A 14,023-nucleotide genomic window follows, 5' to 3' on the forward strand; every position below is an offset into this window, starting at 1 on the left:
CCAGTCTTTCGTCGTTTTAAAAATCAAGCTGTTTCGTTTTGCACCATCATTTGAGCTGTTCAAAATGTAAGTGTACGTTGATATGATCGCCATAGCCGTTTCGCTCCAGATCGCGCTGAAGACGGTAAGAAATATAGTGCTCAGCAATATTGATGTAACCAGCATCCAGCAAACGATGTTCCACCAAAGATTGGATCATGCTGATTGTCGGACGTTCAGTCTGTGCTTCTTCCAGATCTACAACAACTTTTTTTGTTACCTGTGCCAAGTCCTGACGCAGAGCATCATCTAATACATAAACGGTTTGAGCCGCTCTAAGGATAGCTTGATAAATTTTATCAGGATCAAAGTCAACGACCTGACCGCTGCGTTTGATAACTTGCATAGAAACCTCTTTCTAAAATTTGTTCAGTGCTTTTAATGTCTATTTTATTATCTAAATTGTTTGAACAATTGTCAAGTCTTTTAACCTAAACAATTAATTCTTTGAAAAATAGCTATAATCTCATTAAAAAGTCAAGCTAAGAAAGTGTTTTAACTCTCACAGCTTTGATTAGCACAGCAATTTATCGGGACCCGTATTCAAAAACAAAGGCAGAGCAACAAGCTCCACCCTTAGCCTTCCTATTTTTCAACAATTTCAATAATGCGTTTAGCTTCTTCATCTGTACAAGACACAAGAGGCAAACGCAGTGGTCCTGCTTCAAAGCCTTGATGATTGAGTACCGCTTTTACAGGAGCCGGACTGGCAACTGAGAAAAGAGCACTTACTTTTGGCAGGAACTGACGCTGAATCTGTGCCGCTTTTTTAATATCGCTGTTTACAATAGCTTCCACCATATCAAACAGTTCATCCCCGTTAGTATGTGAAGCTACACTAATGACACCGTCTGCTCCCAGATTAAGAGCATGAAAAGCTTCGCCGTCTTCACCAGTATAAACTAAGAAATCATCCGGCTTATTCTCAACTAAGTATGCAATAGTATCAAGATCAGTACATTCCTTCACTCCGATGATATTGGGATGTTTGGCCAGACGCAGCATTGTATCCGCTTCAAGCTTTGTGACAACGCGTCCCGGAATATTATAAATAATAATCGGAAGATCACTGGCATCAGCAATAGCTGTAAAATGCTGATACAGCCCTTCTTGAGTTGGCTTGTTGTAATAAGGAACAATAGCTAAACCAGCTGCAAAGCCGCCGAATTCTGAGACTTCTTTGGCAAAGTTCACGGAATCACGCGTATCGTTTGTTCCGACACCTGCAATTAGAGGAACCCGCCCCTTAACAATCTTTTGAACAGCTTCAAACAGTTCTAATTCCTCATCATGAGTAAGCGTCGGACTTTCAGCCGTTGTTCCTGCCAGAAGAAGCCCTTGAGTATGGTGAGCAAGCAAATGCTCAATAAGTTTTGGAAGAGCTGCAAAATTGATGGAGCCATCTTCGTTAAACGGTGTAACCAGTGCTGTAATAATTTTGGCGTCTTTAAAATCTGTAATTGACATAATCTCTCCCTTTCATCTGTTTTACCATTAGCTTGCAGCTTTAATTGAGTTCAAATTTTAATTCTTTAGCAGGGCCTACCAAACCACGGTCATGAAGACTTTCTGCAATCTGAACTGAATTCCAGGCAGCACCTTTGAGCAGATTGTCCGAAACAACCCACATATGGATACCCTTTTCGACATCTAAATCTTTACGAATACGGCCGACAAAAGTTTCACGTTTGCCGACAGCATTAACAGCCTGAGGATACACTTGATGCTCAGTATCATCTTCGAGAACTGCACCAGGAAAGGCAGCGATTGCATCTTTAACTTCTTCAATTGGTGCTACTTCTTTTGTTTCGATGTAAACAGATTCTGAATGCGAGAAAAGAACAGGGATACGAATGCAGGTTGCTGAAACAGCAATCGAATCATCTTCCATGATTTTCTTGGTTTCATTTGTCATTTTCATTTCTTCATAAGTGTAGTCATTATCAGTAAAGACATCAATTTGCGCCAGAGCGTTAAAAGCGATTGGATAGTGCTTTTTGTCGCCGCCCGACGGTAAGATATCTGCATGAAGATTCTTGGGATCAACACCATCATTGACAACTTCTTTGATTTCTCGGACAGTTTCATTGATAGCGGATTGGCCCGCTCCTGACACAGCCTGATAAGTTGACACAATCACCCGTTCAAGTCCCCATTTTTGACGGATAGGCTCCAAAGCCACCATCATCTGAATTGTTGAGCAGTTAGGACAGGCAATAATCCCATTGTGTCCATCCATAGCCTGCGCATTGACCTCGGGCACAATCAAAGGAACATCAGGATTTTGGCGGAAATATGATGTGTTGTCTACAACTACCGCACCAGCCTTAACGGCATAAGGAGCAAATTTAGCCGAAACCGAACCGCCGGCTGAAAAAAGCGCAATATCAACTCCTTCAAATGATTCTTTAGTTGTCAGTTCAACAGTGATATCTTGTCCTTTATACTGCAAAACCTTGCCTGCAGACCGCGATGATGACAATAAACGTACCTTGTCAATTGGCAACGTAGATTGTTCTAATTGTTGAATCATGCGAGTTCCAACGGCACCTGTAGCACCAACGACAGCAACTGTGTATCCCATAGTCTAAATTTACCCCTTTATAATCATTTAATTAGGTTTAATTATACTACTTTTCACTTAAAAATAAAAGCCTGTATGAACTGAATTTAAAATAAAAGCCCCTTGTTAAAACAAGGGGAAAGGCACTTTGTAAAAAGCGTGGCAAAGCAGGTTCACACAACTTGCCAAGATCCGCTCCTGCGTTATGATCTCCTTTAGCGCATGGGCATAGCCACAGTCGACTCATCGCATGAAGCTATTGTAACACAAGAATATCGATTTGCCAAGTTTTACAGAAGCGGAGCTACCAACTTAACAACCACACCGATTATTTTGGTAGAAATTTTCTCTTTTCTAAGAGTTGATCGGGTTACTCGTCTTGATTGTTTAAGAGTCTCCTGAAAATCCCTTTCTATATCAACAATACAGTCCGTCTGATACATGTATGTTGCACATTCAAAATGGTGGTAGAGACTGCGATAGTCAAGGTTAATTGTTCCAACCACTGCCTTGATGCCGTCAGCTACAAAGACTTTGGCGTGCACAAAACCCGGTGTAAATTCGTAAATCTTAACACCTGCATCAAGAAGAGCAGGGAAATAACGTTTGGCCAAAGCGTAGGGAACTTTTTTGTCAGGGATACCCGGCATAATAATCTTAACATCAACTCCGCGTTCAGCAGCAAATTTCAGGGCATGTTCCAGTTCACTGTCCAAAATAAGATATGGCGTCATAATATGAACATAGTCTCTGGCTTGGTTAAGGATATCGATGTATACATTTTCACCAACCTTCTCATGGTCGAGCGGTGAATCGCTGTAGGGAATAACATAACCGTTTGCTGCGACCTTATATGAATTCCTCACATAAGGTTCAAAATAATAATCCTTATTAGTCGTGGACCACATCTGCAAGAACATCAATGTAAAGGAAGCTACCCCTTCTCCCTCCAGCATAACCGCTGTGTCTTTCCAATAGCCAAAGCGATCAATATGATTGATGTATTCATCAGCAAGATTTATTCCGCCATTAAAGGCAACCTTATTATCAATAACCAAAATTTTACGGTGATCACGATAGTTATAATAGGTGGATACAAAAGGAGAAATCGGAGAAAATACCTTAGCGTTGATTCCGATTTTCTTCAGTCTTTTTGCATAATCAAAAGACAGGGTAGACAGCTCCAGCATACCATCATACATGACACGGACCTCTACACCTTCCTTGGCTTTTTGTTCTAAGATTGACAGAATTTCTCCCCACATCAGACCTTCAGCGATAATAAAATATTCTAAAAAGATAAATTTTTCAGCTTTTAACAGCTGTTTTTTCATCTCTTCAAATTTAGACTGTCCGTCAGGGAAATAGGTGACCTTAGTATTTTCATAGACAGGGAAACCACCGCTTCTATGAAGATATTGAGCCAAATTATAGGTTCTGGCGTGGCTCTCTTCTAACCTGTCCAAAATTTCTTGATCATGCTGAAAATAAGGTTTTATCGCCTGAGTTGATTTTTTCACAAGTGTTTTCAGCTCTCGATAGCCCCAGTCCTGCTTAGTATAAATCAAAAAAAGTGTCCCTAAAAACGGAAAAGGCAGAATGACCAAAAGCCAAGTAATGATAGAAAGAGTGTCCATCTGACTGTTAACAAGATAGAGTACCGCTCCTGTCATTAAGATGATTTCCAAAATTTCTACGTGCAGTCTGTAGTGACTGAACCACAGAAATGTAGATAGCAGCAGAAAAATTTGAATCAGAAATAAAATAATAATAACTGTTGCCCGGCTAAAAATTCCCCTTAAAAGACTCTTCCGGCCCTTTTTCAATAACCTTTTGGCTGTACTGTTACTACTGATAACATAACCTCCTTAAATGATCATTAAACCTATTATACCATAAAATAATCTCTCTTAAAAAAGCAATTCCTGCAAAAAAGATTTGTGTGCCAAATCAAAAGTCTTATTATTTATCAAAAAAGAGGAAGGAAGTACTAGTTCCAACCTCTATTCATATCATAAAATGTTTTAACTTTTTGATTAACGGCGTGTTCTATAGAAGTAAACACCCGCTACTATTACAATGACGAGCCCAATAGCAGTCAACCAAAGACCGGCTTGTTCACCAGTGGATGGCAACACCAGTCTTACTTTCCGCTTAACTGTTTCTTTAGCAGTTGTCATCGTATTTGTCGTTAAAGGACCTCCTACCGTTGTCGAACTTGTTTGAGCGTTTGTCGTCGTTTTTGAAGTTGTTGTCCCTATTTCTGTTGTGGTCAAAGTATTGCCAGTTGTCGTTGTGGCTTCTTCAGTAGTAGTATTGTTTTTTGTTGTTGTAGTTGTCTCTGCAGCTGTGCTGCTTTCTGTTGTAGCTTCAGTCTTTGTAGTAGATGAATCTGAAGTTGTTGTTTCAGCAACAGTTGTCGTCGTTTGCAGCTCTCTTCTTTGTCTTGAGCTGGCTTTACCATAAGCAGATTCAATGCGAGCGTAACCAACTGTATTCGAATAGTTTACATTATTTCCAGAAATTGCAATAGTGTTAGCCATATCATTACCAACAGACTGTGATTTAGTTAAACGCGTATTATAAGAAATAAAGATGGCATTATTAGTTGTACTGCCAAAAGTGTAGGTAAATCCAACTGCTGAACCAGTATTGTTTGTTTGATAAGAGAGATTTTTAGAAAAATCTTCTGCATAAGGTCTTGAAGCCGCTTCATCTAAACTGTCAACATCATCACCTTCGATATATTGCAAGCGTGCTGCCAGCAAAGAATCTTTGATAATTTCCTGCCCTTCGCCAACAACATCAGTTAAAGTGAGATTATCAATCGCTGCCTGTTTACTATTAATCAGTACTTGCCAATGAATAATACTTGGATCACTAGAATCTTGATAACCTGTCTTATAAACAGCTGGACTGATTGGTGTAATTTCCTTTTCTTCAACCCTAGTCGTATACGCTACCCCGTTGTACGTGAAGCTGAGCGTTCCGGGAGATGTTATGTTATCATGATTAACCTGTACGTTGAAATTAAGCGACATTTCCTTATCCTGAGGCAGTTTTTCAAAAATATCTGTAAAGGTTACAGTCACTTCTTGCGTCGCCGGATCGGTAACCGCCTTACCAGCCAACTGACCGCTAGAATGCAAGACATCAAATGTCAGCGCTGTTGTAAAACGCAATTGTTCAGGGAGTTTTAAAGTCAGCGTGTCACCGGCTTTGATACTCACTTCATCCGGAAACGTAATACTGTTATTAACCGCCAAAAGTTCCCAATAGCGAATAGATGAATCAGCAGAAAGCGGTGTGCCATCTGACTTAGTAATAGAAGACGTATTAGCATAATTGGTAACTTGATCAGCTTTTGCAGCTTTTGTCATCCAAAAAGCTCCTACTAGCATAGTAATAATTGAAATCAATCCTAAAAGTTTCCATTTCATTTTCATAATAAAAATTTCTCCTTAAAGATTTTGTAGAATATTTCAAATATATTATCTCTACACCACGTATTTTAACATAAAAAATATTGATTTAATATAAAGACCTCCGATTGTCATTGAATTGTTATTTTTAAAAAAATCTAATCTTTTATTAAAAAACTCAAAAATACATTGAGCCATCTACTTTTTGATTTCTCATCTTCTCATTTTAGCAAGCCTTTTTATGAGAAACAGACCTTGTTGCCTTGATTTGATGAAGACAGTTCCATCTGCGTCGCCTAGTCTGATTTTAATTTTTCATTGAGTATTAAGTACTACTTATGCACCAAAAAATGCTAGAATCTTATTCCAGCATTTTCACAGTTTCACTGCCTGCCCTAATCGTAAAGACTTGCTCCCTTTGTTTCGATGACCTTTTTGTACCAGTTAAACGATTTTTTCTTATAGCGCTCTAAGCTTCCTGAACCATCATCATTGCGGTCTACATAGATGAAGCCATAGCGTTTGCTCAATTCTGCCGTAGAAGCTGAAACTAAGTCAATTGGTCCCCAAGTGGTATATCCGAGTACTTCGACGCCGTCTTGCAGAGCTTCGCCTACCTGTACCAAATGCTTTTGCAGATAGTCAATACGATAATCATCTTCAACTGTAGGACCATCCGGACCTTGAATAAGAACATCCTTGGCGCCTAGACCGTTCTCAACAATAAAGAGCGGCAGCTGGTAGCGGTCGTAGAAATCGTTGAGCACTAACCGCAGGCCAATCGGATCAATCTGCCAGCCCCATTCCGAAGCCTCCAAATAAGGGTTAGCAATACCACCCATGATATTGCCGCGGCCGCTTTCATAGGCTTCAGGATTATGTGCTTCTGCTACGCTCATGTAGTAAGAAAATGAAATAAAGTCAACTGTATTTTCCAGCATCAATTCTTTATCGCCGTCAGCAAACTGAATCTCAATATCGTTCTCCTTGAAATAACGCTTGATATAATTTGGATATTTCCCGCGTGCATGCAAGTCACTGAACAAATAATTTTGGTTTTCAAATTCCCGAACAGCCAATTGGTCAAGCGGATTAGCTGTCATTGGATAGGCAGGCATAGCAAGTACCATACAGCCAATTTTAAAATCTGGATTTATTTCATGACCAACTTTAGTTGCAAGTGCCGATGCTACAAGTTCATGATGAACCGCCTGATAAAGATCCTGCTTACTTAATTTTTCGGGATCTGTCATAATGCCGCCGGACATAAAAGGAGCATGCAGAACCGAATTAACCTCATTAAAAGTCAGCCAGTATTTTACCTTATTTTTGTAACGTGTAAATACGGTACGGACATAACGTTCATAAAAACCAATCAAGTCACGGTTGGCCCAGCCATTGTATTTACGAGCCAAATTTAGAGGTGTTTCGTAATGAGATAGTGTCACCAATGGTTCAATGCCGTATTTTGCTAACTCATCAAAGACCTTATCATAAAAGGCAAGGCCAGCTTCATTAGGCTCTTGATCGTCACCGTTTGGAAAAATGCGCGTCCAGGCGATTGACAGCCGAAAAACCTTAAAGCCCATTTCTGCAAAAAGTGCAATATCTTCCTTATAACGATTGTAAAAATCAATTCCTATTAATTTAAGATTGTCCGCCGTTGGCTCATCTGTAATTAAAGGCGATGAAGAGCCGGGTTGAGCAACGCCGCCTTTAGGTGTGACATCTTGTACTGACAGGCCTTTGCCATCTTGATTATAAGCTCCTTCAAGTTGATTAGCAGCTGTTGCACCGCCCCATAAAAAATGATCTGGAAATGTGTAAGCCATAGTTAGTTTCCTTTCACGTTTTGATAATACTATTATATGACTTTTAGGCGGAATAAAGCTGACACTATCTTTGGAAATACTGATACTATGCTTTGATATTAAAAAGAACAAGAAAAATGACTAAATCTTCGTAGATTTTTACTCTCTTTTCTTGTTCTTGAATATTTTACTGTCTGACTCTGTGCTAAAAAGCTTCTTTTGCAGTTTTGCTTGCCTGCTGTAAAATTTGCTTGTTTAAAGATAGATAAAAGCAACTTGTGCCTGAGGACTTATACAGCGCCAATTTAGAATTTTAGGTTCAGGCATCTCGCTGACTACAAAACTCCCATCACTGTTAAGATATTCTACAAAAGCCAAATGACCTTTTTTATTCCCGTCTGCATCATCTATTAAAAAACAGGCAACAGCTCCAACCTTAGCTACATTTCCGACGGAGTATCCTTCTTGCTGTGCCTTCTCACACCACTCACTTGCTGCACCCCAATGTGAGCTAACAGTCTTGCCTAATTGAGCGCATCGGTTATAAATATACCAAGCTGCTTCGCCTTCAGTACAGGTATTCCCTTCGCTGCTGATTTTTACTGTTTGTTCATCTGGCAACTCATATATGAGCTGTTCTTCCTGCTGACTATTTAGTCTAGCATTGTAAAAACCGGTTAAAATAATATTCTTTTTGTCCACTTTCACTGTCCCCATTGTAATATGTTATCTGCAATAGCCTGTATATAAAAATTATATCCGCAAATGTTACAAAAGTCAATATTTTATTTCTATTTTATTACAAAATATTTCTGATTAAAGACATCCTACACAAACATCCTGTTCTTTTTGATCTCCTATCGCTTATTATATGCTATAATAATACTATCCTACGATTTGGATAAGTAAGAATGAAAGACTTTTTAACAGACGAAAATTTTAAACATACAACAGATTTTGAAAATCAGCTCCTGCCTTATAAAGTTTTTGAAACAGCCATTTCTAATGGGTTTCCGGATACACTTTTTCACTGGCATCCTGAGCTAGAAATTTCTTATATTTATGAAGGAACGGCTCAGTATCACATTGATTATGATTATTTTAACAGTCAGTCTGGTGATATTATTCTCGTACGGCCAAATGGCATGCACTCCATTCATCCTATCGGTAATAAAACGCAAAGGGCTGAGACTTTACTTTTTCATTTAGATATGGTTGGCTATTCGCTTTTAGACCAGATAAGTCTTCGTTATCTGCAGCCTCTGCAGCACTCTAATTTTAAACTGGTTCCTTGTATCAAACCCGGTATGTCTGGCTATAAGGCTATCAAAAACTGTCTGTTTGCGATTTTTGATATTTATCACAGACAAGGACGGCACTTTGAGCTGCTGTTAAAGGCTAAGTTGCAAGAGCTCATCTACTTACTCTATTTTCATCAGTATGTTTTGCGCAAACATTCAGATGATATGTACCGAAAAAATGAAAAAATCCGCGAATTGATTGACTACATTCATCAGCATTATCAGGAAGAACTGTCTATCGAAATGCTGGCAAACCTCTTTGGCTACAGCAAGACTCATTTTATGACGGTGTTTAAACAGCATACAGGGACATCGTGTACCGAGTTTATTATCCAATTTCGGCTCAGCAAAGCCTGTGATTTGCTTGTCAATTCAATCAAACCGATTCTTGAAATTTCGACAGAAGTCGGCTTCAACAACCTATCGAATTTTAATCGTCAATTTAAGCGGTATTATCAGGTAACCCCCAGCCAATACCGAAAAACTACGAAAAAATCCAGCTAAACTCGGTCAAACTATTCCACAATATTATACCTGTTAATGTACTGAGCCCAAAGGAGTCATCATATTCTTTTATACTCAAGAATCTAGAGCTATGTCATGTTTAACTCGCTTTTTATGCTTAAGCTCGTGAAGAAATCACCCGCAACGTCGAATTATTTGTCCCAAATTACTCCGATATTGATCATAGATAAGAGGAGACGGACTGAAAATTACATAATCTAAGGCATAACAAATTGTTTTGTCTTTTTTTGTTTATCTCCCCCACAAAAACTGGATAAGAACCTTATCGAGCTGAGGGTTTTCATGGAGTTTGCTGTGGCTGGCTAATTTACCGGTAAAGAGGTGTTCTTGATAAGATTTTGCTCTGTCAGCGATCAGGTATTTCAGCGTGCGAGAGGACTCATTGGTAACTAATCCATCAGAACCATCTCCTATGTCTCCGTACAGATTTAAAACATCTACCTGATTTTCAGGATAACAGTCCCTTAGTTTCAGCAAACGTTTATAAGCTGAGGTCATCTTATTGGGACGTCCCGTTTTGCTGTCTACTGTCAGTCCTTCAGGCAGCTCATAGCCTTTGATACCATCAAAATGTCCGGCAATATCTACTTGCTTTTGCAGCTGAGGAAGCTTCGTATTTTGAGCGTTAGCCAGCAGGTAAAAATGAATAGCCATATTTCCCATGGAATGTCCCACCATATTCATCTTTTTGAAGTGATAGGCGGCCTGCAGCTTGCTGACAACAGCTTTAGCATAGCGGCCGTCAGCAGCATAATCCGTGTTGCGGTTATCCGCAAAATTTACCTTGACAATTGGATTAACAGCATTTTTAGGGATATTACCAACTAAAACAACTTGGCCTTTTCGGTCAACATCGGCGCGAATAACTGTTTTTGTGACACCGGCATTTTTAGCCGCATTCACCATATGTGTTTCTGCACGAGCACTACTTCCATAACCATGAAAGAAAATTGTCGGTATTCTTGATTGAATATAATCAGCTTTATTGAGAGGATGAGCCAGACTCTGATAGCAAAAAAGAGCTAAAATTCCTGTAAGAGCTGCTATTAAGCCAATAAGTAACTGTTTCTTTTTCATTCTATTACTTTCTTTATTAATTTGAATCGCTATTTTATCATATTTTTCTTAAAAATATGATAAAACGATGTTTCAAATTCTTTAAAATCACAAAAACGGATTAAGCGCACATCTTTATCTTGTTTAAAGGTAAAAAAAGAGTGAAGCCCAATTAAATTAAGGCCACTCTCTTACATTAAATATTCTTTATTGTTCTCTTAGAATAAGCCAAGGGCTGTTCCATCAGCTGCTACATCCATGTTCAGCGCTGCCGGTTTTTTAGGCAGACCGGGCATAGTCATGACATCACCTGTCAAAGCGACGATAAAGCCGGCTCCTAATTTAGGAACCAATTCACGGATGGTGATATCAAAGCCTGTCGGTGCTCCCAAGAGGCTGGGATCATCAGAAAAGCTGTATTGTGTCTTAGCCATACAAACCGGCAGTTGGTCCCAGCCATTCTTAACAATCTGGGCAATCTGCGCCTTAGCCTTCTTTTCAAAAACAACCTTGTCTGCTCGATAGATCTCACGGGCAATCTTATTGATTTTTTCTTCAATGGATAAACCGTTGTCATACAAGCGCTTATAGTTAGCCGGTTTTTCATCGATTGTTTTGACAATCGTTTCCGCCAAATCAATACCACCGCTAGCTCCGTCTGCCCAGACACTTGCCAGCTCGACAGGGACATCGATTTCAGCGCACAGTTCTCGTAAAACAGCAATTTCTTCTGCCGTATCTGTTACAAATTCATTAATAGCTACAACTGCAGGAATTCCATACTTACGTATATTTTCGACATGACGTGCTAGATTAGCAAAACCTGCTTTTACAGCTTCTGTATTTTCCTCACTGAGGGCATCCTTAGCCATACCACCGTTCATTTTAAGCGCACGAATAGTTGCAACAATAACAACGGCATCAGGACTTGTTGGCAGGTTTGGTGTTTTGATATCAAGGAATTTCTCAGCACCAAGGTCAGCTCCGAAACCGGCTTCTGTTACCGTATAATCAGCCAGACGAAGCGCTGTTGAGGTTGCTAGGACAGAGTTACAGCCATGAGCGATATTGGCAAATGGTCCGCCGTGAACAAAGGCCGGTGTTCCGTAAATTGTTTGTACCAAATTAGGCTTGATGGCATCTTTCAGAATCAAAGCCAATGCTCCCTGAACTTTCAGATCGCGGACATAAACTGGAGTTCGGTCATAACGGTAGCCGATAACGATATTGGACAGGCGCTTCTTAAGGTCTTCAAGACTTGTTGCCAGACAAAGGATGGCCATAATTTCAGAAGCTACAGTAATATCAAAGCCATCCTCACGCGGAATCCCGTTGACAGGGCTGCCCAATCCCACAGTCACATGACGCAGAGCGCGATCATTTAAATCCACCACACGTTTCCAGATGATACGGCGCTGATCAATCCCTAATTCGTTGCCTTGGTGCAGATGGTTATCAATAAACGCTGCTAGGGCATTGTTAGCAGTTGTTATGGCATGCATATCGCCTGTAAAATGCAGATTGATATCTTCCATGGGCAGTACTTGAGCATAACCGCCGCCGGCAGCTCCGCCTTTGATTCCCATAACCGGACCTAAAGAAGGTTCACGGATGGCAATCATTGCCTTCTTACCAATTTTAGTCAGAGCATCAGCCAATCCAATGGTGACAGTTGACTTTCCTTCACCTGCCGGAGTCGGATTGATGGCAGTCACCAGAATCAATTTCCCGGGAGTATTTTTCTCGGCTGCTTTAATTTTACTAAAGGTCAATTTAGCCTTATATTTGCCGTAAAGTTCAAGATCATCGCAATGAATTCCCAATTTTTTGACGACATCTGCAATTGGCTGCGGTTCTGTGCTTTGTGCGATTTCAATATCCGTTTTCATGATGACTCCCATCCATATTTTTTCTTTATTATAACAAAGAAAAATAAAAAACGCACTTTATTTAGATAGATAATTCATAACGTTCGGTTTTTATGTCGATTTCGATAATTACCCCAATTGTCAATCGGTTTTAAGCAGCATTTTTCTAATAATTTTTTTAATTTACTAAATCTTAAATTTACAGTAAAATAACACTATGAAAATTTTGATTACATCCGGCGGGACTACCGAAAAAATTGATCAAGTAAGGGGTATTACCAACCACTCAACAGGCCGTCTGGGCAAGCAAATAGCAGAGCGCTTTCTGGCAGCACAGCATCAGGTGACCTTGGTAACTGCTCCTTCTGCTGTAAAACCATCTGTACAAGAAGGGTTGTCCGTTTTAGAAATCTCAACAGTTGCCGATCTGATTGAAACTTTGGAACCCCTAGTCAAAACGCATGATGTCTTAATCCACAGCATGGCAGTATCTGACTATACTCCGGTCTACATGACAGATTTCGAAGAAGTTGAGCATGCAGATAATCTGGCTCAGTTCTTGACCAAACAAAATACACAGACTAAAATTTCATCTCAAGCAGATTATCAAGTGCTTTTTTTAAAAAAGACGCCCAAAGTTATCAGCTTGGTCAAACAGTGGAATCCTGCCATAAAATTAATTGGCTTTAAACTTTTGGTAAATGCTGATAAAAAAGAACTTTTTCAGGTGGCGCGCAACAGTCTGAACACTAATCAGATGGATTATGTTCTGGCTAATGATTTAGCCCACATTTCAGCTGAACAGCATCTGGCTTATCTGCTGGATAAGACTAAGGCCTATAAAGCGCAGACAAAAGCTGAAATTGCTGATTTAATTTTTGAGAAGGTGACTGACCATGACTAAAAATATACTTTTGGCTGTTTCTGGCAGCATCTCAGCCTACAAGGCTGCTGATTTAAGCCATCAGCTAACTAAATTAGGCTACAATGTTTCTGTCTTAATGACTAAAGCGGCGGCGCAGTTTATTACACCTTTAACCTTACAGGTTTTGTCGAAAAACCCCGTCCACCTAGATGTGATGAAAGAGGACGATTCGCAGGTTATTAATCATATTGAACTGGCTAAAAAAGCTGATCTATTCTTACTGGCGCCGGCATCTGCTAATACCATCGCTCATTTAGCCCATGGCTTTGCCGATAATATGGTAACCAGTGTTGCTTTAGCCCTGCCGCCAAAGGTTCCCAAACTATTTGCCCCTGCGATGAATACCAAGATGTATGACAACCCCGCTACGCAGCATAATATGAATATGCTTAAACAATTTGGCTATGAGGAAATAGAGCCTCGCTCAAGCCTTCTGGCCTGCGGCGATGTCGGTCGCGGAGCTCTGGCAGATCTAGATAGCATTATTCAAAAAATAGAGGCCTCCTTATAGAA

At 39.9% G+C, this 14,023-nt stretch carries 12 protein-coding genes; 3 read left to right on the plus strand and 9 right to left on the minus strand.

Going from position 1 to position 14,023, the window contains the following annotated elements; translation table 11 throughout:
* Window positions 1-46 precede the first annotated feature (46 nt).
* The 7 genes from SRA_RS04960 to SRA_RS04990 form a co-directional block, all read right to left on the minus strand.
* Window positions 47-385, minus strand: coding sequence for an ATP cone domain-containing protein (locus SRA_RS04960; RefSeq protein ID WP_003088305.1), 339 nt, complete (start codon window positions 383-385; stop codon window positions 47-49).
* Window positions 386-624: 239 nt separating this feature from the next.
* Entirely contained in the window at window positions 625-1,506 is an 882-nt protein-coding gene (gene dapA, locus SRA_RS04965; RefSeq protein ID WP_003088308.1) for a 4-hydroxy-tetrahydrodipicolinate synthase, read from the minus strand.
* Between the two features lie 40 nt (window positions 1,507-1,546).
* Window positions 1,547-2,623, minus strand: coding sequence for an aspartate-semialdehyde dehydrogenase (locus tag SRA_RS04970; protein ID WP_003088310.1), 1,077 nt, complete (start codon window positions 2,621-2,623; stop codon window positions 1,547-1,549).
* Between the two features lie 269 nt (window positions 2,624-2,892).
* A complete protein-coding gene (gene cls / locus SRA_RS04975; RefSeq protein WP_003088313.1) occupies window positions 2,893-4,428 on the minus strand; it encodes a cardiolipin synthase in 1,536 nt (511 codons plus the stop codon).
* 210 nt (window positions 4,429-4,638) lie between these two features.
* Window positions 4,639-6,048, minus strand: coding sequence for a collagen binding domain-containing protein (locus SRA_RS04980; protein WP_003088319.1), 1,410 nt, complete (start codon window positions 6,046-6,048; stop codon window positions 4,639-4,641).
* A 371-nt stretch (window positions 6,049-6,419) separates the two neighbouring features.
* Window positions 6,420-7,856 (minus strand): glycoside hydrolase family 1 protein, encoded by a 1,437-nt coding sequence (locus SRA_RS04985; RefSeq protein ID WP_003088321.1) that lies wholly within the window; start codon window positions 7,854-7,856, stop codon window positions 6,420-6,422.
* 234 nt (window positions 7,857-8,090) lie between these two features.
* Window positions 8,091-8,552, minus strand: coding sequence for a CHAP domain-containing protein (locus SRA_RS04990; protein ID WP_003088323.1), 462 nt, complete (start codon window positions 8,550-8,552; stop codon window positions 8,091-8,093).
* 194 nt (window positions 8,553-8,746) lie between these two features.
* Here SRA_RS04990 and SRA_RS04995 point away from each other — a divergent pair, with 194 nt between their 5' ends.
* The gene (locus SRA_RS04995; RefSeq protein WP_003088325.1) at window positions 8,747-9,640 is read left to right on the plus strand and encodes a helix-turn-helix domain-containing protein; all 894 of its coding nucleotides are present in this window, start codon (window positions 8,747-8,749) and stop codon (window positions 9,638-9,640) included.
* A 252-nt stretch (window positions 9,641-9,892) separates the two neighbouring features.
* Here SRA_RS04995 and SRA_RS05000 read toward each other — a convergent pair whose 3' ends face one another.
* Together SRA_RS05000 and SRA_RS05005 are read right to left on the minus strand one after the other, a co-directional pair.
* Complete coding sequence (locus SRA_RS05000; protein WP_003088327.1) at window positions 9,893-10,738, minus strand: alpha/beta hydrolase; 846 nt, start codon at window positions 10,736-10,738, stop codon at window positions 9,893-9,895.
* Window positions 10,739-10,935: 197 nt separating this feature from the next.
* Entirely contained in the window at window positions 10,936-12,606 is a 1,671-nt protein-coding gene (locus SRA_RS05005) for a formate--tetrahydrofolate ligase (protein ID WP_003088329.1), read from the minus strand.
* A 196-nt stretch (window positions 12,607-12,802) separates the two neighbouring features.
* Here SRA_RS05005 and SRA_RS05010 point away from each other — a divergent pair, with 196 nt between their 5' ends.
* Window positions 12,803-13,489: a phosphopantothenate--cysteine ligase gene (locus tag SRA_RS05010; protein ID WP_003088331.1), complete on the plus strand. Its 687-nt coding sequence runs from the start codon at window positions 12,803-12,805 to the stop codon at window positions 13,487-13,489.
* A complete protein-coding gene (gene coaC / locus SRA_RS05015) occupies window positions 13,482-14,021 on the plus strand; it encodes a phosphopantothenoylcysteine decarboxylase (protein WP_003088333.1) in 540 nt (179 codons plus the stop codon). Before SRA_RS05010 ends, coaC begins: the two co-directional genes overlap by 8 nt.
* The last annotated feature ends 2 nt before the right edge of the window (window positions 14,022-14,023 follow it).

The sequence above is a fragment of the Streptococcus ratti FA-1 = DSM 20564 genome, assembly GCF_000286075.1.
Classification (GTDB): domain Bacteria; phylum Bacillota; class Bacilli; order Lactobacillales; family Streptococcaceae; genus Streptococcus; species Streptococcus ratti.

Bases quoted from the DNA above. Each gene is read 5' to 3' on its own strand.
- SRA_RS04960 (WP_003088305.1), bottom strand. From the start codon at position 385: ATGCAAGTTATCAAACGCAGCGGTCAGGTCGTTGACTTTGATCCTGAT.
- dapA (WP_003088308.1), bottom strand. From the start codon at position 1,506: ATGTCAATTACAGATTTTAAAGACGCCAAAATTATTACAGCACTGGTT.
- SRA_RS04970 (WP_003088310.1), bottom strand. From the start codon at position 2,623: ATGGGATACACAGTTGCTGTCGTTGGTGCTACAGGTGCCGTTGGAACT.
- SRA_RS04980 (WP_003088319.1), bottom strand. From the start codon at position 6,048: ATGAAAATGAAATGGAAACTTTTAGGATTGATTTCAATTATTACTATG.
- SRA_RS04985 (WP_003088321.1), bottom strand. From the start codon at position 7,856: ATGGCTTACACATTTCCAGATCATTTTTTATGGGGCGGTGCAACAGCT.
- SRA_RS04990 (WP_003088323.1), bottom strand. From the start codon at position 8,552: ATGGGGACAGTGAAAGTGGACAAAAAGAATATTATTTTAACCGGTTTT.
- SRA_RS04995 (WP_003088325.1), top strand. From the start codon at position 8,747: ATGAAAGACTTTTTAACAGACGAAAATTTTAAACATACAACAGATTTT.
- SRA_RS05000 (WP_003088327.1), bottom strand. From the start codon at position 10,738: ATGAAAAAGAAACAGTTACTTATTGGCTTAATAGCAGCTCTTACAGGA.
- SRA_RS05005 (WP_003088329.1), bottom strand. From the start codon at position 12,606: ATGAAAACGGATATTGAAATCGCACAAAGCACAGAACCGCAGCCAATT.
- SRA_RS05010 (WP_003088331.1), top strand. From the start codon at position 12,803: ATGAAAATTTTGATTACATCCGGCGGGACTACCGAAAAAATTGATCAA.
- coaC (WP_003088333.1), top strand. From the start codon at position 13,482: ATGACTAAAAATATACTTTTGGCTGTTTCTGGCAGCATCTCAGCCTAC.